At 64.7% G+C, this 20,636-nt stretch carries 20 protein-coding genes; 15 read left to right on the top strand and 5 right to left on the bottom strand.

Going from position 1 to position 20,636, the window contains the following annotated elements; translation table 11 throughout:
- Positions 1-12 precede the first annotated feature (12 nt).
- Positions 13-606, top strand: coding sequence for a hypothetical protein (locus J7U46_RS06680; protein WP_282824034.1), 594 nt, complete (start codon positions 13-15; stop codon positions 604-606).
- Positions 607-649: 43 nt separating this feature from the next.
- Here the strand turns inward: J7U46_RS06680 and J7U46_RS06675 are convergent, their stop codons facing one another.
- Both J7U46_RS06675 and ilvA read right to left on the bottom strand, forming a co-directional pair.
- Positions 650-1,702, bottom strand: coding sequence for a nicotinate-nucleotide--dimethylbenzimidazole phosphoribosyltransferase (locus tag J7U46_RS06675; protein ID WP_282824033.1), 1,053 nt, complete (start codon positions 1,700-1,702; stop codon positions 650-652).
- Between the two features lie 111 nt (positions 1,703-1,813).
- Positions 1,814-3,394 (bottom strand): threonine ammonia-lyase, biosynthetic, encoded by a 1,581-nt coding sequence (gene ilvA, locus J7U46_RS06670; RefSeq protein WP_282824032.1) that lies wholly within the window; start codon positions 3,392-3,394, stop codon positions 1,814-1,816.
- A 318-nt stretch (positions 3,395-3,712) separates the two neighbouring features.
- Here ilvA and J7U46_RS06665 point away from each other — a divergent pair, with 318 nt between their 5' ends.
- Positions 3,713-4,138: an OsmC family protein gene (locus J7U46_RS06665; protein ID WP_282824030.1), complete on the top strand. Its 426-nt coding sequence runs from the start codon at positions 3,713-3,715 to the stop codon at positions 4,136-4,138.
- A gap of 7 nt (positions 4,139-4,145) precedes the next feature.
- Here J7U46_RS06665 and coq7 read toward each other — a convergent pair whose 3' ends face one another.
- Complete coding sequence (coq7, locus tag J7U46_RS06660; protein WP_282824029.1) at positions 4,146-4,781, bottom strand: 2-polyprenyl-3-methyl-6-methoxy-1,4-benzoquinone monooxygenase; 636 nt, start codon at positions 4,779-4,781, stop codon at positions 4,146-4,148.
- Between the two features lie 291 nt (positions 4,782-5,072).
- Here coq7 and J7U46_RS06655 point away from each other — a divergent pair, with 291 nt between their 5' ends.
- From J7U46_RS06655 to J7U46_RS06625, 7 genes are all read left to right on the top strand, one after another.
- The gene (locus tag J7U46_RS06655) at positions 5,073-6,089 is read left to right on the top strand and encodes a porin (protein WP_282824028.1); all 1,017 of its coding nucleotides are present in this window, start codon (positions 5,073-5,075) and stop codon (positions 6,087-6,089) included.
- 196 nt (positions 6,090-6,285) lie between these two features.
- Positions 6,286-7,380, top strand: coding sequence for a porin (locus J7U46_RS06650; RefSeq protein WP_282824026.1), 1,095 nt, complete (start codon positions 6,286-6,288; stop codon positions 7,378-7,380).
- Between the two features lie 183 nt (positions 7,381-7,563).
- On the top strand, positions 7,564-8,247 hold the full coding sequence (locus tag J7U46_RS06645) for a DUF3047 domain-containing protein (protein WP_282824025.1): 684 nt from the start codon (positions 7,564-7,566) through the stop codon (positions 8,245-8,247).
- Between the two features lie 131 nt (positions 8,248-8,378).
- Positions 8,379-9,356: an ABC transporter permease gene (locus J7U46_RS06640; protein WP_282824024.1), complete on the top strand. Its 978-nt coding sequence runs from the start codon at positions 8,379-8,381 to the stop codon at positions 9,354-9,356.
- Between the two features lie 20 nt (positions 9,357-9,376).
- Positions 9,377-10,309 carry an ABC transporter permease gene (locus J7U46_RS06635; protein ID WP_282824023.1) on the top strand — a complete coding sequence of 311 codons (933 nt, stop codon included), beginning with the start codon at positions 9,377-9,379 and terminating at the stop codon, positions 10,307-10,309.
- Between the two features lie 12 nt (positions 10,310-10,321).
- Positions 10,322-11,302, top strand: coding sequence for an ABC transporter ATP-binding protein (locus J7U46_RS06630; protein ID WP_282824022.1), 981 nt, complete (start codon positions 10,322-10,324; stop codon positions 11,300-11,302).
- Positions 11,299-12,294, top strand: coding sequence for an oligopeptide/dipeptide ABC transporter ATP-binding protein (locus J7U46_RS06625; RefSeq protein WP_282824021.1), 996 nt, complete (start codon positions 11,299-11,301; stop codon positions 12,292-12,294). The genes J7U46_RS06630 and J7U46_RS06625 overlap by 4 nt, the downstream gene beginning before the upstream one ends.
- Here the strand turns inward: J7U46_RS06625 and J7U46_RS06620 are convergent.
- Entirely contained in the window at positions 12,291-12,452 is a 162-nt protein-coding gene (locus tag J7U46_RS06620) for a lipoprotein (RefSeq protein WP_282824020.1), read from the bottom strand. The two genes, J7U46_RS06625 and J7U46_RS06620, sit on opposite strands and share 4 nt — an antisense overlap.
- A 52-nt stretch (positions 12,453-12,504) precedes the next feature.
- Between J7U46_RS06620 and cyaY the strand changes: the two genes are divergently transcribed.
- Positions 12,505-12,861, top strand: coding sequence for an iron donor protein CyaY (gene cyaY / locus J7U46_RS06615; protein ID WP_282824019.1), 357 nt, complete (start codon positions 12,505-12,507; stop codon positions 12,859-12,861).
- Here cyaY and J7U46_RS06610 read toward each other — a convergent pair.
- A complete protein-coding gene (locus J7U46_RS06610; RefSeq protein ID WP_282824018.1) occupies positions 12,851-15,214 on the bottom strand; it encodes a penicillin-binding protein 1A in 2,364 nt (787 codons plus the stop codon). The genes cyaY and J7U46_RS06610 overlap by 11 nt on opposite strands.
- A 262-nt stretch (positions 15,215-15,476) precedes the next feature.
- Between J7U46_RS06610 and J7U46_RS06605 the strand changes: the two genes are divergently transcribed.
- Genes J7U46_RS06605 through J7U46_RS06585 form a run of 5 tightly spaced genes read left to right on the top strand, consistent with a single transcriptional unit; the run spans position 15,477 to position 20,568 of the window.
- Entirely contained in the window at positions 15,477-16,556 is a 1,080-nt protein-coding gene (locus J7U46_RS06605; protein WP_282824017.1) for a pilus assembly protein PilM, read from the top strand.
- A complete protein-coding gene (locus tag J7U46_RS06600) occupies positions 16,553-17,161 on the top strand; it encodes a PilN domain-containing protein (protein ID WP_282824016.1) in 609 nt (202 codons plus the stop codon). Before J7U46_RS06605 ends, J7U46_RS06600 begins: the two co-directional genes overlap by 4 nt.
- A 4-nt stretch (positions 17,162-17,165) precedes the next feature.
- On the top strand, positions 17,166-17,852 hold the full coding sequence (locus J7U46_RS06595; protein ID WP_282824015.1) for a type 4a pilus biogenesis protein PilO: 687 nt from the start codon (positions 17,166-17,168) through the stop codon (positions 17,850-17,852).
- Positions 17,853-17,866: 14 nt separating this feature from the next.
- Positions 17,867-18,397: a pilus assembly protein PilP gene (locus J7U46_RS06590; RefSeq protein WP_282825014.1), complete on the top strand. Its 531-nt coding sequence runs from the start codon at positions 17,867-17,869 to the stop codon at positions 18,395-18,397.
- A 26-nt stretch (positions 18,398-18,423) separates the two neighbouring features.
- Positions 18,424-20,568, top strand: coding sequence for a type IV pilus secretin PilQ (locus J7U46_RS06585; RefSeq protein ID WP_282824014.1), 2,145 nt, complete (start codon positions 18,424-18,426; stop codon positions 20,566-20,568).
- The last annotated feature ends 68 nt before the right edge of the window (positions 20,569-20,636 follow it).

Raw genomic sequence — 20,636 nt, 5'->3', positions numbered from 1 at the left:
TAATCCGCGCCCATGACTGCTCGCCTGTCCGCTTTCCTTGTCTGGGGCCTCCTGGCCTGCTGCAGTGGCTACTGGCTGCTGCAGCTGTTTGCGCGCCCGCTGGCCACGCCCGCCCAGGCGCGCACGGTGAGCGACCAGGGGCCACTGCGCTCGGACCTCAGTCGCTTGCTTGGCGTCACGCCGGCCGAGGCCGCGCCGGAAGCCGCGCCGGTGCAGAGCCGCTTCGAGCTGCTGGGCGTGGTCGCGCCCAAGAGTGAAGCCGCGCGGCGTGCCGGCGAGGGCGTGGCACTGATTGCCGTGGATGGCCAGCCGCGCACCGTGCGTGTGGGCGCGCCGGTGGAGGGCGGGCTGCATCTGCTGTCGGTCGAGGCCAGCAGTGCGACGCTGGGCGGCGAAGGTCAGGCCCGGCTGACGCTGCAGATCGCGCCGCGCCCCGCGCCGGCCACCGGTCAGTTGGCTCCGGCCCTGCCCTCGGTCACGGTGCTCGGCGGTACGCCGCTGCAGCAGCAGCCTCCGGTGGTGGCCGATCCGCAGGGCCAACCGCAGCAGCCGCCTCGCCCTTCGGTGCAGTCGCCCACCCAGGTGATGCCGCCGAATGATCGCTGAGGCCGTCCGGCCCCGGCGGTCCTCTTCTTCTTCTTCTTCTTCTTCAGCCGGCAGCTGCAGGCGCGGCAGCTTGCGCGGCGCCGGGCTCGATGTCGTGGATGTCCGTCAGCAAGGCCGCCGCACTGCGTATCAGCGGCCAGGCGAGGGCCGCGCCGGTGCCATCAGCGCATTCCATGCCCAGCTCCAGCAAGGCCGAGGCGTGGAACAGGGCCAGCGCTTCATCGAGTCCACGGTGTGAATTGCTGCGGCAGAACACGGCGTAGTCGGTGACCGGCGGCGCGATGGCCGAGGCGATCTTCAGGGCCGCACAGGCGGCCAGGCCGTCCACGATGATCAGGTGGCGCTTGCTCGCCGCGACAAGCATCGCGCCCACCATCACGGCGGTCTCGAAGCCGCCGTAAGCGGCCAGCACTTCCATCGGGTCGTTGACGTCGCGGTGACGGGCTTGCGCTGTCTGCAGGATGGTCTGCAGGCGGGTCAGCACGTCCTGGCGCATGTCGGGGCCGGAGATGATGAAGTCGCGCACCGGGCTGTCCGACAGATTGGCCAGCACCAGGGCCGCGCTTTCTTCCGAGCCCTGGCCCATGCCGGCGCAGGCCAGCACATTGCCGCTCATGGTGTCGGAGATTTCCATGCCCACGCGCACGCCGGCCTGCGCATGCTCGAGCGACATGGCCTGGCCCACGCGGCTGTTGCGCGTGCCATGGGCGATCTTGCGGGCCAGTAGGCGCGGATGCGGCTGCAGCTCCTCGGCCACGCCGCAATCGACGATGCTGAAGGCCAGGCCGTGCAGGCGTGCGAACACCGAGACCGGCAGGCGGTTCTGCAGGCCCAGCAAAACGCTGTCGCGCGTGCTGCGGCCGCCGGGCTCACCGATGCCATCAACGACGATGCCATGGTCGGCCGCGAACAGCGCCAGCACCGGATCGCGGAAGCGCGGGGTCAGGCTGTTCTGCACCAGGCCCAGGCGCACGGCCAGCGGCTCCAGCTCACCGAGGGCGCCGGCAATGGCGCTGCGGCGCTCGATACGCTCACGCAGCGAGCGTTCCAGCTCGGCATTGGCGGTGGGCGTGATCAGGGATTGCTGGTCGGACATGGTGGGCAGAGTGTCGCTTGTGGCGAGCCGGCGGTGGGCGATTGTTGTGCAGCAGGCAAGACCTGGAACATCGGCACTTGCCCTTTCGGCCCGCCACCGGGCCTGCGCTGGTCAGCGCAGGAACAGCTGGTAGACCGGGTTCTGGGTCTCGTCCACGCAGGGGTAGGCCAGCGTGGCCAGGAATTCCTTGAAGGCCGCATTGTCACCGCGCGGCACCTGGATGCCGACCAGGATGCGGCCGTAGTCGGCCCCCTGGTTGCGGTAGTGGAAGAGGCTGATGTTCCAGCCCGGGTGCATGCTGGAGAGGAAACGCATCAGCGCGCCGGGCCGCTCGGGAAAGATGAAGCGGTAGAGCCGCTCGTTGGCCGCCAGCTCGCTGCGGCCGCCGACCATGTGGCGCACATGCTGCTTGGCCAGTTCGTTGTCTGTCAGGTCCACGGTGGCGAAGCCGTTCTTCTCGAAGGCCTTGGCCAGCTTGGCGGATTCCTCGCGCTTGCTGGTGGCCACGCCGACGAAGACATGGGCTTCCTGCTTGTCCGAGATGCGGTAGTTGAACTCGGTGACGCTGCGCGGGCCGAGCAGCTCGCAGAAGCGCTTGAAGCTGCCGCGCTCCTCGGGAATGGTGACGGCGAACAGCGCTTCACGCTGCTCACCCACCTCGGCCCGCTCGGCGACAAAGCGCAGGCGGTCGAAGTTCATGTTGGCGCCGCAGGTGATCGCGACGAAGGTCTTGCCCTTGCAGCCCTTGGCGGCGACGTACTGCTTGATCGCCGCCACGCCCAGTGCACCGGCCGGCTCAAGGATGCTGCGTGTGTCTTCGAACACGTCCTTGATGGCGGCGCAGACGGCGTCGGTGTCGACCACGACGAAATCGTCGACCAGCTCGCGCGTGATGCGGAAGGTTTCCTCGCCGACCAGCTTGACGGCCGTGCCGTCGGAGAACAGGCCTACGTCGGCCAGGGTCACGCGCTTGCCGGCCTTGACCGAGCGGACCATGGCGTCGGAGTCGGTGGTCTGCACGCCGATGACCTGGATCTCCGGGCGCAGCGCCTTGATATAGGCGGCCACACCGGAGATCAGTCCGCCGCCGCCGATGGCGACGAAGACCGCGTCGATGGGGCCTGCATGCTGGCGCAGCAGCTCCATGGCGATCGTGCCCTGGCCGGCGATCACGTCCGGATCGTCGAAGGGGTGGACGAAGGTCAGGCCTTGCTCGCGCTCGAGTTCCAGCGCTCGGCCATAGGCATCGGTGAAACTGTCGCCGTGCAGCACGACCTCGCCCCCGAGGGCCTGGACCGCGTCGATCTTGACCTTGGGCGTGGTGATGGGCATCACGATGACGGCCCGGCAACCCAGCTTCTTGGCCGACAGGGCCACGCCCTGTGCATGGTTACCGGCCGAAGCGCAGATGACGCCCTTGGCCAACTGTTCGGCCGAGAGATGCGCCATCTTGTTGTAGGCGCCGCGCAGCTTGAAGCTGAACACCGGCTGCTCATCCTCGCGCTTCAGGAAGACCTTGTTCGAGAGGCGCTTGGAGAGATTGCGGGCCGGCGTCAGCGAGGTCTCGACGGCCACGTCATAGACCCGCGCGTTCAGAATTCGCTGCAGGTAACCATCCTCGGCCGGCGCCAGCGCCGGCTGCAGGGCCGATGCGGGCGGGGATGATTTCTGGCGGCGAACGGGGCCTGGCATGGGGCGTCTCCTGCTGATCTGTTGCGGCGCAGCATCATAAGCCGCGCACCCGCAGCGCCCTTGGGCATGCGGCAAGCGACGCTTGCCCGGCGCAGCGAGTCAGCTTGGGATAAAAAAAGCCCGAAGCCTTGCGGCTTCGGGCTGAATCCACCATGAGGCGGTGGAGGAGACAATCGGTGCAAGACACTCGATGACGCGGGCTTTGCCGCTGCGTCAGAGAATTCATACGCTTGGATGGAATTTTAGGTGGTGCTTTGCTGCGCTGCAATATCCCAAGCTATGAAGAATATGGAATTGCTTCACTAAAAAGGACATGACATGGAATGCACGATCAACTGGATGGGGGCGGGCGGCATGGCCTTCGTGGCCGAGACCGGGAGCGGACATCTGCTGACGATGGACGGTGCGCCGGCCGGCGGCGGCCGCGACCTGGCGCCGCGACCGATGGAAACCGTGCTGGCCGGCACCGGTGGCTGCACCGCCTATGACGTGGTGCTGATCCTGCAGCGTGGCCGCCATGACGTGCGCGGCGTCCAGGTCAAGCTGACGGCCGAGCGCGCCGAGACGGAGCCCAAGGTCTTCACCAAGATCAACATGCATTTCGTCGTCACCGGCAAGGGCCTGTCCCAGGCCGTGGTGGAGCGCGCCGTGGCCCTGTCGCACGAGAAATACTGCTCGGCCAGCATCATGCTGGCCAAGACGGCCGAGATCACGACGTCGGTGGAGATCGTCGAGCCGGCTTGAGCAGCTGCTAGATGTGGTGAGCGACCCGGGTCATCACTCGGGCTGCCATGCGCATCAGCTGCGGCACCGGGGGCGGCAGATTGATGGCACCGGAGGCCTGGGCATGCTCGGCATGCGCGGCTTCCTCGATCTTCATCTGCGCGACGACCTCGCGCGAGGGCAGGTCTTCTGCGGGCAGGCGATCCAGGTGCGAGGCCAGGTGCTGCTCGACCTGGCGTTCGGTTTCGACCAGAAAGCCGAGGCTGATCCGGTCTCCGGCCAGACCGGCCAAGGTGCCCAGCGCAAAGGCGCCGCCGTACCAGAGCGGATTGAGCAGGCTGGGCCGGTCACCGAGTTCATCCAGACGCTGACGGGTCCAGGCCAGGTGGTCGATCTCTTCCTTGGCGGCCTGCTCGAAGGCCTCGCGCAGGGCGGGGTCGCGGCAGACCAGGGCTTGGGACTGGTACAGCGCCTGGGCGCAGACCTCGCCCACATGATTCACCCGCATCAGCGAGCCCGATTCGCGGCGCTCGGCCTCGGCCAGCGTGGCGCTGCTGCGAGCCGGCGTCGGCCGCGAGCCTCCTGGTTTGGCGAAAACGGTGCGCAGTCCGTGATCCAGCGCACTGAGCAGGCGATCCGGGGCGGGCAGGGGCGGGCGTGGCATGGGGCTGGGTTGGCAAAAGTAGCCCGGCCAGTGTAGTCGGCACCCACCGGCGATGGCGGCGGCTCCTCGCCTCGCCTACATGGAAACCTGAATTTGCATATGACAAATTTGTGATAGGGCCATGTCGTTGTCGGTCGGCAACGAAAGACCCTTGTCACAAATCCTTGATGGCGGACCTAGGGTTTGCTCTGGTGCAATGGCGACAACTTCCCAGCGACTCGGTAATAAACCGGGATCAAGACGCAGGAGTCCGGGCCGCTTGTGCCGTTTTCGTACATCAAGGAGCTTTGAATGAAGAAGTCGATTCTGCTGGGCGCGATCCTGGCTTCGCTGGCTGGCGCTGCTGCCGCCCAATCGTCGGTGACCGCCTTTGGCGTGCTGGATCTGGCCATGCGCCAGGCCAAGTCCAGTGGCAAGACCATCAGCCTGCTGGCCGCCGACGGCAATGCCAGCAGCCGACTGGGTTTTCGTGGCACTGAAGACCTGGGTGATGGTCTGAAGGCCAATTTCTGGATCGAGGCTGCGCTGGCCCCCGACACGGGCACCTCTGACGCGACCCGCTTCTGGGGTCGCCGCGCCACCGTGGCCCTGTCGAGCAACGAGTTTGGTGAAATCCGCCTGGGTCGCCACAAGACCGCAGCCCGTCTGGTGATCGACGGCTTCACGCCTTTCGAAACCGCCGGCATCGCCGACATCTCCAAGGTCTACTCGCTGCTGGGCAGTGCTGCCGACACGCTGAACCGTGCCGACAACCAAGTGGCCTACAGCCTGCCTGACAACCTGGGTGGCGTTTACGGCGGCGCCGAAGTCGGTGCCGGCGAAGGCACGGACGGCAAGAAGTACAAGTCGGCCCGTCTCGGCTACAAAAATGGCGGCCTGAATATCGCCGGCGGCCTGGCCGACACTGATGCCAAGGGCTCCAACTACAAGCTGAACGTGATCGGTGCGTCCTACAACTTCGGTCCTGCCACGGCGCAAGCCACCATCGGCAACACCAAGTTCAATGCTGCCAAGCAGTCGATCTACACCGTGGGCCTGATCGTGCCAGTGGTGGGTGACTCCTCGTTCCGCGCTCACTACGCCAGCTCCAACGCCAATGCGGCGGCTGAAGCTATCAGCGGCGTCGGCGACATCAAGCTGCTGACCCTCGGTTATGTGCACGCCGTGTCCAAGCGCACCGCGCTGTACATGACCGTCTCTGAAATCAAGAACAGCGGCAAGGCTGCCGTGGCCGTCGCCGGTTCGCCGGCCGTGACTGCCGGCCAGAAGTCCAGCGCCTGGGACGTGGGTCTGCGCCACAGCTTCTGAACCTGTTCTGCAATCGGGGTTAAAGTGGCGGCCAATTGGCGCCACGATTCAAAGGGCCGCTCATTGCGGCCCTTTTCTTTTGGGGCGCCTGGCGCCCTACCGGCGACTGTTGGCGGTGTGCAACAGGCGGGTTGGCGGCGAATGCGTGTGGCGTAGAGAATGCGCCTCGGACCTCTTTTCAGCAGGAGACACTTTGATGAAGAAATTTTGCCTGGCCGTGAGCATCCTGGCCGCCAGCACCAGCGCAGCCTGGGCCCAATCCAGCGTGACCATTTACGGCATCCTGGACGGCGCCGTTCGTTACACCACCAACGCGGGTGGCACCGCCGCCAGCAAGAGTGCCTCGCTGTCGCAGATGGTTGGCGGCGGTATGTCGCAAAGCCGCCTGGGCGTGAACGTCACCGAAGACATGGGTGACGGCCTGAAGGCTATCGCCAACCTGGAACATCGTCTGCAACTGGATACCGGTACCGCTTCGTCCGGCACCGACTTCTGGCGTCAAGCCTGGGTCGGTGTGCAGTCGAACAGCTTCGGCCGCATCACCCTGGGCCGTCAGTACAACCTGCTGTTCGACGCTGCTACCTCGACCTACGCTTCGTTCAAGTACTCGCCGTACATCGAAGTGTTCAAGCCCGAAATCGGCATGGCTCTGACCGCGCGTCAGAACAACATGATCAAGTACCTGGTTGAGTCGGGCGGCCTGCGCTTCGAAGCTCAGGTCAGCGCTGGTGAAAACTCGGCCGACGTGGGCCAGGGTCGTTCGATGGGTGGCCTGGCGCGTTACGCCGTGGGCAACTTCGCTGGTGCCTACGTGTGGCTGCGCAGCGAAGACAGCGCCGGCAAGAAGGTGACCGCTCAGACCCTGGGTGGCAGCTGGACCGACGGCCCTCTGTACGTCAACGTTGCTTGGGCACAAAACAAGTTCGAAGCTGGCTACAACGCCACCGCGAACGCCACGCTGCTTGCTTCGGTCATCACCCCGATTGCCTCGCGTTTCGCGATCGCTTCGCCTGCCGCTTCGGTGCGTGACCTGTACTCGGCTGGCGTTACCTATCAGCTGACGCCTCAGTTCAACCTCGGTGCTCAGTACTGGAAGGGCAAGCAGAAGGGTCTGGTCATCGGTGGCAATGGCGTTCTCGATGCCATGGCTGTCGTCGCTGACTACGCGCTGTCCAAGCGCACTGATGCCTACGTCGAGTTCGACAACCTGAAGACCAAGGGCAACCTGATGCTGGCGAACGGCGCCTACAGCCGTACCGGCTACATGGCTGGCATTCGCCATCGCTTCTGATCCTTTAGTCGCACAAGCATCCAAGCCTGGCTCGGATGCCCAGACGGGCCGCGCAAGCGGCCCGTTTTGTTTTGTCTTTCGCTTTGTTGTCCGCACAGGTGCTGATTGCTGGCCCTTACTCTGACCCGCGTGCTCGCGATGGTGGCCCTGCTGACGTTGTCGGCCTGTGCGAGCCATAGCCTAGTGATCCCAATCACAGGTGGCGAGCCGCTGGCGCCTGAATTGCAGGCCTGGTCCGAGCGTTCCCTGCCTGGCAAGCTCAATACGCGCTACAGCCTGGCCCAGCGTGCCGGCCAGTCGTGCGTACTGGCGCATGCGCGGCGCTCGGCCAGCATGCTGCGCCGTCCGCTGCAGGTGGTGCCCGCGCAGCTGGGCCAGGTCGAATTCGATTGGTGGATTGCCTCCGGCGTGACCTTGGCGCAGCTCGGCCATGACGAACCGCCCGACGATGCGCCGGTGCGCTTGCTGCTGGCCTTTGAGGGTGACGACGCCAAGCTGTCGCTGCGCAATCGCATGCTGTTCGAATTGGCCCGCACGCTGACGGGCGAGGCGCCACCCTATGCAACGCTGATGTACATCTGGCATGCCACGGCCGCACCGGAGACGGTGATCGTCAGCTCGCATACCGACCGCATACGCAAGATCGTGGTTGGTTCGGGCGAAGCCGGCAAGCGCAGCTGGCAGCGCTTTCGCCGCGACATAGCGGCGGATTTCCGACGTGCCTTTGGCGAAGAGCCGGGGTCGCTGGTGCAGGCCGCGCTGATGACCGATGCCGACAACGGTCAGGGCCAGGCTGAGGCTTGCTATGGCAGGCTGGTTTTTCTCGGTCCCGACAGCCAACCCCTGCCCGGCAGTCTGCTGTTCTGAATGCGGCTTGTGTACCCCGCATGGGCATCCGGGCTTACCCTTTTGTTCTCGCCCGGCCGCTACGCGATGATTCGCGCCTGCGGTGAGGTCCACGGGTTGCCGCCGTCGATACAAAGGCTTTGCGCGACCAGATGCTCGTCTTCATTCTCCGCCGTTTGGCCCAGGCGCTGCTCGTCATGCTGACGGTGGCCTTCCTGGCTTTCATGCTGTTCCAGTATGTGGGTGACCCCGTCACCAACCTGTTAGGCCAGGACGCTACGCCTGAGCAGCGCGAGCAGCTGCGCCATGACCTGGGCCTGGATGCGCCTTTCCCCGTCCAGTTTGCGCACTTCGTTGGCAATGCGGTGCAAGGCGAGTTCGGACTCAGCCTGCGCCAGGGCCGCAAGGTCTCCAGCCTGATCGCCGAGCGCCTGCCGGCCACGCTGGAGCTGGCGCTCACGGCGGCGGTGCTGGCCCTGGGGCTGGGCATTCCGCTCGGCGTGTATGCGGCGCTGAGGCGCGGGCGCTTCGGCTCGCAGGTTCTGATGACCTTGTCGCTGCTGGGCGTTTCCCTGCCGACCTTCTTCATTGGCAATCTGCTGATCCTCGTTTTCGCGGTGCAACTGCAGTGGCTGCCGAGCTTTGGTCGTGGCGAGGTGGTGTCGCTGGGTTTCTGGAGCACCGGCTTGCTGACGGTGGATGGCCTCAAGCACCTGCTGCTGCCGGCCTTTGCGCTCTCGGTTTTCCAGCTGACGTTGATCATGCGTCTGGTGCGCGCCGAGATGCTGGAGGTGCTGCGCACCGACTACATCCGCTTCGCGCGCGCCCGTGGGCTGAGCAATCGCGTGGTCTACTTTGGCCACGCGCTGAAGAACACCCTGGTGCCGGTGATCACCATCACCGGCCTGCAACTGGGCTCGCTGATTGCCTTTGCGATCATCACGGAGACGGTGTTCCAGTGGCCGGGCATGGGCTTCCTCTTCATCCAGGCCGTGCAGTTCGCCGACATCCCGGTGATGGCGGCCTACCTGTGCCTGATCTCCTTCATCTTCGTGACGATCAATCTCGTGGTTGATTTGCTGTACTTCACCGTCGATCCGCGACTGCGGGTCGAGGGCAAGGCCCATTGAATCCCAGGCAGCCACGCACGATGACCAAGCCAGCTTCGACCAACCCGGGCCGCCTGCAGCGATTCTTCGCCGGCGACGTCTGGTATTCGTTCCGGCGTTCGCCCCTGGCCGTCATTGCGGCGCTGATTGCCTTGATCTGCGTGTTCTGCGCCGTGTTCGCCGGCTTCGTGGCGCCGCACAACCCCTTCGACCTGGCCACGCTGGAGCTGATGGACGCGCGCCTGCCGCCGGCGTGGATGGAGGGCGGCCAGGCCAAGTACCTGTTGGGCACCGACGACCAGGGGCGCGATATCCTCTCGGCCCTGATGTACGGCGCCCGCATTTCCCTCTTCGTCGGCCTGGCCTCGGTGTTGCTGTCCCTGCTGGTTGGCGTTTCGCTCGGCTTGCTGGCGGGTTTTGTGGGTGGCCGGGTCGACGCGCTGATCATGCGTGTCTGCGACGTGATGCTGTCCTTCCCCTCCATCCTGGTCGCCCTCCTGATCAGCGGTGTTGGTCATGCCATGTTCCCCAACTCGCAAGATACGCTGGCATTCGGTGTGCTGACGCTGGCCATCGCGCTGACCGGCTGGGTGCAATACGCCCGCACCGTGCGTGGATCGACGATGGTGGAACGTCACAAGGAATACGTGCAGGCTGCGCGCGTCATCGGTGTGCCCTCGTGGCGCATCATGCGCCGCCATGTGCTGCCCAATGTGATGGGTCCAGTACTGGTGCTGGCCACCATCCAGGTGGCGGCGGCCATCATCACCGAAGCCACCTTGTCCTTCCTCGGCGTGGGCGTGCCACCGACCAGCCCCTCGCTCGGAACGCTGATACGCGTGGGCAACGACTTCATGTACTCGGGTGAGTGGTGGATCATGATCTGGCCGGGCGTGATGCTGGTGCTGATTGCGCTGTCGGTGAACCTGCTGGGCGATTGGCTGCGCGACGCCCTCAACCCGCGTCTGCGCTGAAGGGGCGAGCGAATGACGGCGCCCCTGCTTGAAGTCCAAGGCCTGCGCGTTGAATTCCCGACGCGCCATGGCACGCTGCTGGCCCTGGACAATGTGTCCTTCGATATCGCGCCGGGAGAGGTGCTGGGCGTGGTGGGCGAGTCCGGTGCCGGCAAGTCGGTGACTGGCGCCGCCATCATCGGCCTGCTTGACCCGCCGGGGCGCATTGCCGGCGGCGAGATCCGCCTGGCCGGACGGCGCATCGACAATTTGCCACCCGAGCAAATGCGCCAGGTGCGTGGCCGCGAGGTCGGCGCAATCTTCCAGGACCCGCTCACCTCGCTGAACCCGCTCTACACCGTGGGCCGGCAGTTGATCGAGACCATCGAGGCCCACCTGCCGCTGAGCCGCAGCGAGGCCCGTGAGCGAGCCATAGACCTGCTGCGCCAGACCGGTATTCCGGCGCCCGAAGCTCGCATAGACCAGTACCCGCATCAGTTCTCCGGCGGCATGCGCCAGCGCGTGGTGATCGCGTTGGCCCTGGCTGCCAACCCCAAGCTGATCGTGGCGGACGAGCCGACCACGGCGCTCGATGTCTCCATCCAGGCGCAGATCATTGGCCTCTTGAAAACGCTGTGCAAGGAGCAGGGTGCGGCCGTCATGCTGGTCACCCACGACATGGGTGTGATCGCCGAGACCTGCGACCGCGTGGCCGTGATGTACGCCGGCCGGGTGGCCGAGATCGGCCCGGTGCAGTCAGTGATCCATCAGCCCGCACATCCCTACACAGCCGGCCTGATGGGCGCGATTCCTGCGATGGATGAAGACCGCGAGCGCCTGCTGCAGATCGATGGCGCCATGCCTCGGCTCAATGCGATACCGAGTGGCTGTGCCTTTCATCCGCGCTGCGAGCGCGCGATGCCGCAATGCCACGAGCAGCGGCCCGAATTGATGCTCTCGGGGAACAGCCGGGCGGCTTGCTGGCTGCACGCCGAGGCGGGAGTCCAGCGATGAGCCGGCCGCTGATCGAGGTCACAGACCTGGCCAAGACCTTCGACGTCTCGCCGCCCTGGCTCAACCGCGTGCTGGAACGCAAGCCTCATCTGTACGTCCATGCGGTGGACGGGCTCAGTTTTTCCATCGAGCGAGGGCGCACGCTGGCCCTGGTTGGCGAGTCGGGTTGTGGCAAGAGCACGGTGGCGCGGCTGCTTGTCGGTCTTTACGGCCCCAGCCGGGGGCGGGTGGAGTTCGACGGCCAGGACCTTGGAAAGACCCTGGCCTCCAGCGCTGCAGCGGCCTTGCGGCGGCGCATGCAGATGATCTTCCAGGACCCCTATGCCTCGCTGAATCCGCGCTGGCAGGTGCAGCAGATCGTTGCCGAGCCGCTGCTGGAGCAGGGGGTGATGAAGCGCGGGCCTGCTTTGCAGGACCGGGTGGATGAGTTGCTGCAGACGGTGGGCCTGTCGGCGGCCGACAAGCAGAAGTTCCCGCACCAGTTCTCGGGCGGTCAGCGCCAGCGCATCTCGATTGCACGGGCGCTGGCCACCGAGCCGGAGTTCCTGGTCTGCGATGAACCCACTTCGGCGCTCGATGTGTCGGTGCAGGCCCAGGTGCTCAACATCATGAAAGAGCTGCAGCGCAGCCGGGGCCTGACCTACCTGTTCATCTCGCACAACCTCGCCGTGGTGCGCCATGTGTCTGATCAGGTGGGCGTGATGTACCTGGGGCGCCTGGTGGAGCTGGCTGACAAGGCCGAGCTGTTTGCAAGGCCGCGCCATCCGTACACGCGCATGCTGCTCGACGCGATCCCTGACATCGCGATGAGCGGACGCAGCCGCACGCCGGTGCAGGGCGAGGTGCCCAATCCGCTGAACCCGCCGGGCGGTTGCAGCTTCCATCCGCGCTGCCCGCATGCCAATGTGCGCTGCCAGTTCGAACGGCCGCAGATGCAGGAGCTCAAAGGGGTGCGCGTAGCCTGCCACGCGGTGCAGGAAGGGCGGATCTAGCGCTGCGGCGCCGAGGCAGGTGCTGCCGGCGAGCTCGCGGTCAGCTTGGCCGGCTTGTCGCTCGGCAGGACCAGCGGGCCCTTTTGTCCGCAGCCCGCCAGCGCTAGCAGCAGGGTCAAGCCCGCTGCGTCGGCAGCCCGACCTACACTTCCGGCCATACGCCCCGCCATCTTCAATTGCTTGTTGTTCATCCCCGGAAGTTTATCGGCCATGACCGCCTCCCTTGCCGCCACTCCTCTCAGCGACGCCGACTACCAGGCCAAGACACGCGCCCTGCTGGACCGGGTCGAAGCCACCATCGATGCCTGGCTCGACGAGGACGTGGTCGATATCGACACTCACCGCACCGGCGGCCTGCTGGAACTGAGCCTGCCGGGCGGCAGCAAGATCGTGCTGAACACGCAGCCACCGCTGCAGGAGGTCTGGCTGGCGGCGCGCGGCGGTGGTTTCCATTTCCGCTACGTGGACGGCCGCTGGATCGAGCGCGAGGGCCGCGAGTTCCATGCGCTGCTGTCGGAGCATGTCAGCGCACAGGCCGGGCAGGCCCTGCAGTTTCTCAGCGCTTGAACAGATCGAGGATGCTCTTCTTCTCGGCTTCGGTGGCCGGCTGAGGCACCTTGGCGTCCTCGTTGGACAGCGCCTTCACGCCGGTGTGGCCTGTGAACTCGTCGTAGTACCACTCGCCGTTGATGTTCACCACGCCCTCGGGCGCGACCGGTTCGGACACCGGCGCGTTGCGCAGCGCAAAGCCCATGTACTCGATCCAGACCGGCAGCGAGAGGCCGCCGCCGGTTTCTCGGTCGCCGAGCTTGCGCGGCTGGTCGTAGCCGATCCAGACCACGGCGACCACCTCTTCCTGGTAGCCGGCAAACCAGGCGTCCATCGAGTCGTTGGTCGTGCCGGTCTTGCCGTAGATGTCGGGGCGCTTCAGGGCCGCTTGCGCCTTGGCCGCCGTGCCGCTGCGTGTCACTTCCTGCAGCAGGCTGGTCATCATGAAGGCATTGCGAGCATCGATGACGCGGCGACTCTCGTCAATCACCGGTTCCGGTGCCTCGTAGAGCACTTTGCCCTTGTTGTCGGTCAGCTTGCTGATCAGCTGTGGCGTGACCATGTGGCCGCCGTTGGCGAACACGGCGTAGCCCTGTGTCATCTGCATCGGCGTGACCGAGCCGGCACCCAGGGCCATCGTCAGATAGGCCGGATGCTTGTCGGCCTCGAAACCGAAGCGGGTGATCCATTGCTGTGCGTAACCGACGCCGATGGACTGCAGCACCCGGATCGACACCATGTTCTTGGACTTGGCCAGCGCGCGGCGCAAGGGCAGGGGGCCGTCGAAGGTGCCGTCGTAGTTCTTGGGCTCCCAGGGCTGGCTGCCGGTGGTGGTTGCATCGAAGAACAGCGGCGCGTCATTCACCACGGTGCTGGGCGTGAAGCCCTTTTCCAGCGCGGCCGAGTAGATGAAGGGCTTGAAGCTGGAACCCGGCTGCCGCCAGGCCTGGGTCACGTGGTTGAACTTGTTCTTGTTGAAGTCGAAGCCGCCCACCATGGCGCGCAGCTTGCCGTTGCGCGGGTCCATGGCCACGAAGGCGCCTTCGACCTCGGGCAGTTGGGTGATGGTCCACTCGTCCTTGCCCTTGACCACGGCCTTGATCACGCGGATCACGGCGCCGCGCCGGATGCGTGTCTTGGGGTTGCCCTTCTCGGACAAGCCGGACGTCGCCGGCTTCAGCCCTTCGCTGACGATGGTGACCGTCTCGCCATTGAGCAAGGCTGCCGTGACCTTCTTCGGATCGGCCTCCAGCACGACAGCGGCCTGCAGATCGTCGTTGTCCGGATGGTCAGACAGCGCTTCGGCGATGCGGGCATCCAGCTCCTTCTGCTCTGCCGGCAGGTCCACATAGGCCTCGGGGCCGCGATAGACCTGGCGGCGCTCAAAATCCATGATGCCGCGACGCAGCGCCTTGTAGGCCACGGTCTGCTCGTCGGCGCGCAGGGTCAGGTAGACATTGAGGCCGCGCGAATAGGTTTCGTCGCCGTACTGGCCGTGGATCAGCTGGCGCGCCGCCTCGGCCACGTACTGGGCGTTGGAGGGCGACTCGCTCATCTGCCGGTAGCGCAGCACCTGCGCCTTGGCGGCGGCATGCTGCTCGGCCGTGATGTAACCGTTGTCCAGCATGCGGTCGATGATGTACTGCTGGCGCACCTTCGCGCGGCGCGGGTTGTTGATCGGGTTGTAGGCCGAGGGCGCCTTGGGCAGGCCGGCCAGCATGGCGGCCTCGGCCACCGTCACCTGTTTCAGCGGCTTGCCAAAATAAACCTCGCTGGCCGCCGCAAAGCCATAAGCCCGATGCCCCAGGAAAATCTGGTTCATGTAAATCTCGAGAATCTGCTCCTTGGACAGGGCGCTCTCGATCTTCAGGGCCAACAGTATTTCGTAGACCTTGCGTGTCAGGGTTTTCTCGGTGGAGAGATAAAAATTGCGCGCGACCTGCATGGTGATCGTCGAGGCGCCCTGGCTGCGCGCCTCGCCCACATTGGCCAGGCCGGCACGGATCACGCCCAGGTAGTCCACGCCGCCATGCTGGTAGAAGCGGGCGTCCTCAATGGCCAGCACCGCGTCCTGCATCACCTTGGGAATCTCGCGGATCGGCAGGTAATTGCGGCGCTCCTCGCCAAACTCGGCCAGCAACACGCCCTCGGCCGAAAGTACGCGCAGCGGCAACTTTGGGCGGTAATCGGTCAGGCCCGAAATGTCGGGCAGATTCGGATAGGCCAAAGCCAGCACCATGCCGAGCACCAGCGAGCCCGCCAGAAACGCGGCCACTCCCAGGCCCAGCAGCCACAGGGCGGCACGCACCACCCAAGGCTTGCGGGTGGCGCCATTGGCGCTTGAAGGGTCGCGGGACTTGGCTTCGCTCATGGGGCTCCGATTTGAGTGGCGCGATTATAGGAAGGGCCCCGAACTTCGATCGGCGGTCGTGGAATGCTTCACGGCGAGGCTTGACAAGTCCCATATGACGGTGTTTTTCAGCTGCTTATCGACCGAGCGGACGTGTATGTTTAGCAACGGGGCGTTACTTGCTGTGACCGGATTTCTTTGATGTGTCATAGGCTTTGCTGCTAGCATTCAAGTAACTTATTAATAAGTCCGGCGCACATTTGCGCGTTTGGGGATACGCGTCATGGGAATATTGGATGTACTGCTGGGGCGCAAGCACCCGCCCATGATCGGCCTGGATATCAGTTCGTCCAGTGTCAAGCTGGTGGAACTGAGCCAAAACGCCAGCGGCGAAATGGTGCTGGAGCGTTTTGCATCCGAGCCGTTCGAGAAGGGCTGGATCACTGACGGCCAGATCGAGAAATTCGACGAGGTGGCCGATGCCGTGCGCCGTGTGGTGGCCCGCAGTGGCAGCCGCACCCGCGACGCGGTGCTCGCCATGCCGCAGTCGGCCGTGATCACCAAGAAAATCATGCTGCCCGCCGGTCTGCGCGACGAGGAGATGGAACTCCAGGTCGAGGCCGAGGCCAATCAGTACATCCCTTTCTCGCTGGACGAGGTCAGCCTCGACTTTTGCGTGATCGGCCCAAGCCCGACCTCAGTCGGCGATGTCGAGGTGCTGATCGCAGCTTCCCGCAAGGACCGCGTGCAGGATCGTCAGGGTCTGGCCGAAGCTGCCGGCCTCAAGCCCGTAGTGCTGGACATCGAGTCGCATGCCTCCCGCATGGCCATGGGTCGCCTGATTGCCACGCTGCCCAACGAGGGGCGCGATGCGCTGGTGGCCTTGTTCGAGATCGGTGCCGACACCACCAGCCTCAAGGTGCTGCGCGACGACGAGATGCTCTACGACCGCGACCAGGCCTTCGGCGGTTCGCAACTGACGCAACTGATCTCCCGCCAGTACGGCTTCTCGTTCGAGGAGGCCGAGGCCAAGAAGCTGGCCAATGACTTGCCTGAGGACTACGAGGTTGCGGTGCTCAACCCCTTCGTCGACAGTCTGTCCCAGGAAATCGGCCGGGCCCTGCAGTATTTCTTCACCAGCACGCCGCATCACAAGGTGCACTACGTGATGCTGGCCGGTGGCACAGCCACCGTACCAGGGCTCAAGGAGAGAGTCACCGAACTCACGGGCTTTGCGTGCATGATCGTGAATCCGTTCGAGAACATGGGTCTGGGCTCGGCGGTGCGTGAACCCAAGCTGCGCCGCGAGGCGCCGTCCTACCTGACGGCCTGCGGCCTGGCGATGCGGAGGTTCTACTCGTGATCCTGATCAACCTGCTGCCGTACCGCGAAGAGAAGCGCAAGCGTCGCAAGACGGCCTTCTTTGTCGGCATCGGCACCTCTGCCGTGCTGGGCCTGCTGATCGTGGGGTTTGTTTATTTGCTGCTGCAGCACCTGACCAGCGAGCAGCAGCGCCGCAATGACTACCTGCGCGCCGAGATTGGGCGACTGGACCTGCAGATCAAGGACATTGCCAACCTGAAGTCGGAGATCGAGGCTCTGCAGGCACGCCAGAAGGCTGTGGAAGGCCTGCAGACGGACCGCAACACGCCGGTCTACCTGCTCAACGAACTGGCACGGTTCACGCCCGAGGGCATCTACCTCACCAGCATTCGCCAGTCCGACAAGGTGGTGACCGTCAACGGCATTGCCCAGACGCAGGAGCGCGTGTCCGAGTTCCTGCGCAACGCTGGCGGCGGCTCCCTGTGGCTGGAGAAGGCCGATCTCGTCGAGATCAAGCAGGCGAACCTGACCACGGCTTCGCGTGACCAGCGCCGCTTGTTCGAGTTCTCGATGAAGGTGTCGATCAAGGCGCCGCAAGTCGAGAATGCAGACGGTGCCAAGAAGCCCGCGCCGAAGAAGGTTTGAGCCCATGGCAACAAACAAGTCTCCCAAGCTCAACGTCGATCTGAATGCCTGGTTCGAGGGCGTCGCCGACCAATTCCGTGGGCTCAACCCGAACGAACCGGGCCAATGGCCGGTGCTGCCCAAGCTGGCGACGTTCACCTTCGTGGTCGCCTTGGTCTGCCTTGGCGGTTGGCTGCTTGCGCTGGCCGATGCGCAGACCGCGCTCGACGACGTGCGTGCTGGCGAGCCGAAGCTGCGCGAGCAGTACCAGGCCAAGCTGAAGCAGGCGATCAACCTGCCAGAGCTGCGCAAGCAGAAGAGCCAGGTCGAGGAATACGTGCTGCAACTCGAGAAGCAGTTGCCCAACAAGGCCGAGATGGATGCCCTGCTGTCCGACATCAACCAGGCCGGTCTCGGCCGCGGCCTGCAGTTCGAGCTGTTCCGCCCGGGCCAGGAAGTGATGAAGGACTACTACGCCGAGAAGCCCATCAGCCTGCGCGTCTCGGGTCGCTATCACGACGTCGGTTCGTTCGCTGCCGATGTGGCCAACCTCTCGCGGATCGTGACTCTGCACAACCTGGCCGTGGTGGCGCCAGTCAAGGATCAGAGCGGTACGCTGAGCATGGAGGCTACAGCGCGCACGTATCGCTACCTCGATGCCAATGAGGTGGCTGAGCAGAAGAAGGCCGCAGCCAAGGCGGCCAAGAAATGAGGCCGGCAATGACGATGCAAGCACCTAGATTTGCGGCGCTGCTCGCCCTGGGCCTGGCGCTGGCCGGCTGCTCTGCCGACATGGAAGAGCTGCAGACCTGGATGAACGCCGAGAAGACCAGTGCCCGTGCCAACGTTCCCCCGTTGCTGCCGCCCAAGAAGTTCCTGCCCCAGCCCTACGAGGCCATGGGCGGCGTCGACCCCTTCAGTGCGCAGAAGCTCAGCGTGGCGGTCAAGCAGGAGGCCAGCCAGCCGAATTCGCTGCTGGCAGCCGAGTTGAACCGCCGGCGTGAGCCGCTGGAAGCCTACCCGTTGGACAGCATGAGCATGGTTGGCAGCCTGACGCGCCAGGAGCGCCGCTACGCCTTGGTCAAGGTGGACAACCTGCTGTATCAGGTGAAGACCGGGGACTACCTCGGCCAGAACTTCGGTCTCGTCAAGCAAATCAGCGAGACGGCCATCACGCTGCGGGAACTCGTCCAGGACGCGACCGGCGATCAGGTTGAGCGCATCACGACCCTCCAGCTTCAGGAGAAGGGACGATGAGAAAAATCACTCAGGAGATCTCGAGGATGAATCGTTGGCGCGCATGGGCTCTGGCTCTTTCCACGTGCATGCTGCTGCCGCTTCAGGCTTGGGCGCAGAACAGCATCAAATCGATCAACAGCGCACAGCAAGCCGGTTCGGAGGTTGTGCGCATCGAGTTGGCGCAGCCGCTGACCGAACTGCCGCGCGGCTTCACGGTGCAGACGCCGCCGCGGATCGCCATCGATCTGCCAGGGGTCAGCAATGACCTTGGCCGCTCCATGATCGAGATCAACCAGGGCAATCTGCGATCGATCAACGTGGCCCAGGCCGGAGAGCGAACCCGCCTCGTGCTGAACCTGCGTCAGGCCGCCAGCTACCGTGCGCAATTGCAGGACAGCGCCCTGGTCCTCGTCCTTGAAGGCGCGGCAGGCGCTGCGGTGGCCGCGACCACCAGCGAGCCTGTGCACTTTGCGCAAGCCCTCAACAGCAGCCCGCAGGCGATCAAGGAAGTGGATTTCCGTCGGGGCCAGGATGGCACCGGACGTGTGATCGTCAACCTCCCGAGCAACCAGGTCGGGGTCGACATCCAGCAGCAGGGCCAGTCGCTGGTGGTGGAGTTCTTGCGATCGACTCTGCCTGAAGCCTTGCGTCGCCGCCTGGACGTGACCGATTTCGGCACGCCGGTGCAGGCCATTGCCATCAACCAGATCGGTGATCGCGTGCGCATGGTGGTTGAGCCGCGCGGCTCCTGGGAGCACAGCGCCTATCAGACCGACAACCAGTTCGTGCTGGAGGTGCGGCCTCAGAAGGTTGATCCGAACAAGCTGGTCGCCGGCCCTGGTTTTGCGGGTGACAAGCTGTCGCTGAACTTCCAGAACATCGAAGTCCGGGCCCTGCTGCAGGTCATCGCCGATTTCACCAACTTCAACGTGGTGACCAGCGACACCGTGACCGGCAATGTCACGCTGCGCCTGAAGGACGTGCCCTGGGACCAGGCGCTCGACATCATCATGCAGGCCAAGAACCTGGGCCTGCGCAAGACCGGCAATGTGCTGCTGATCGCGCCCAAAGATGAGCTGGCTGCCAAGGAGAAGATGGAACTGGAAGCCAAGGCCCAGATTGCCAATCTCGAGCCTGTGCGCACCCAGGCCTTCCAGCTGAACTACACCAAGGCCGAGGAAGTCGCCAAGGGGCTGGCCGGTACGGCCACCAGTGCTGGCGGCGGCACCGGTGCCACTTCGACGCGCATCCTCTCGCCACGGGGCAGCGTGATTTCGGAAAGCCGCACCAACCAGCTCTTCGTCAGTGACATCCCTTCCAAGCTGGAAGAGATCCAGGCCATGATCGCCAAGATCGACGTGCCGGTGCGCCAGGTGCTGATCGAGGCCCGCATTGTTGAAGCGGACGACAAGTTCGGTCGCTCCCTCGGCGTCAAGCTGGGCAGCCAGGACCTGCGCGGTGTTCAGGGTGGCATTCCCGGCTACAACGTCGCAGGCAACAACTACCTGACGGTGGGCGGCAATTACAACGCGGTCGGCTCGCAGACCGGCCAAGGCCCGGCACAGAACTACGCCAACAGCCAGTTCGTGAACCTGCCGGCCAACGTCTCCTCGGATGCCTTCGGTGGTGCCAACGCAGTGAACTTTGCCCTGTCGCTGTTCAGCGCTACGGCCAACCGTTTCCTGAATCTGGAACTCTCGGCACTTGAAGCCGACGGCAAGGGCAAGATTGTTTCCAGCCCACGGGTCATCACCGCCGATCAGGTCAAGGCCCTGATCGAGCAAGGTGAGGAGCTGCCCTACCAGGTGGCCACGGCCAGCGGCGCGACGTCCATCTCGTTCAAGAAGGCGGTGCTGAAGCTGGAAGTGACCCCACAGATCACGCCCGAGGGCAATGTGATCATGACCGTTGACGTCAACAAGGACAGCCGCGGCACGCTCACGCCGCAGGGCTATGCAATCAACAACAAGCACGTGCAGACGCAGGTGCTGGTCGAGAACGGCGGTACGGTCGTGATCGGCGGTATCTTCACGCAGGACGAGCGGGTGGACGAGCACAAGGTGCCACTGCTGGGGGATATCCCCTTCCTCGGCAACCTGTTCAAGAACAAGTCGCGTATTTCGAGCAAGACCGAACTGCTGATCTTCCTGACCCCCAAGGTGGTCAGTGAGCGCACCGTTGTCAAGTGATGGCGGAAGACGGCTCAGCCGAGGTCGTGTGGTGTGAATGGATGGATGAGGGAGCCGCTGGCACCTGA

The organism is Pelomonas sp. V22, assembly GCF_030014915.1.
Classification (GTDB): Bacteria; Pseudomonadota; Gammaproteobacteria; order Burkholderiales; family Burkholderiaceae_C; genus JAUASW01.
Note: the sequence above shows the minus strand (reverse complement) of the source record. Positions and strands in the feature narration are given on the sequence as shown.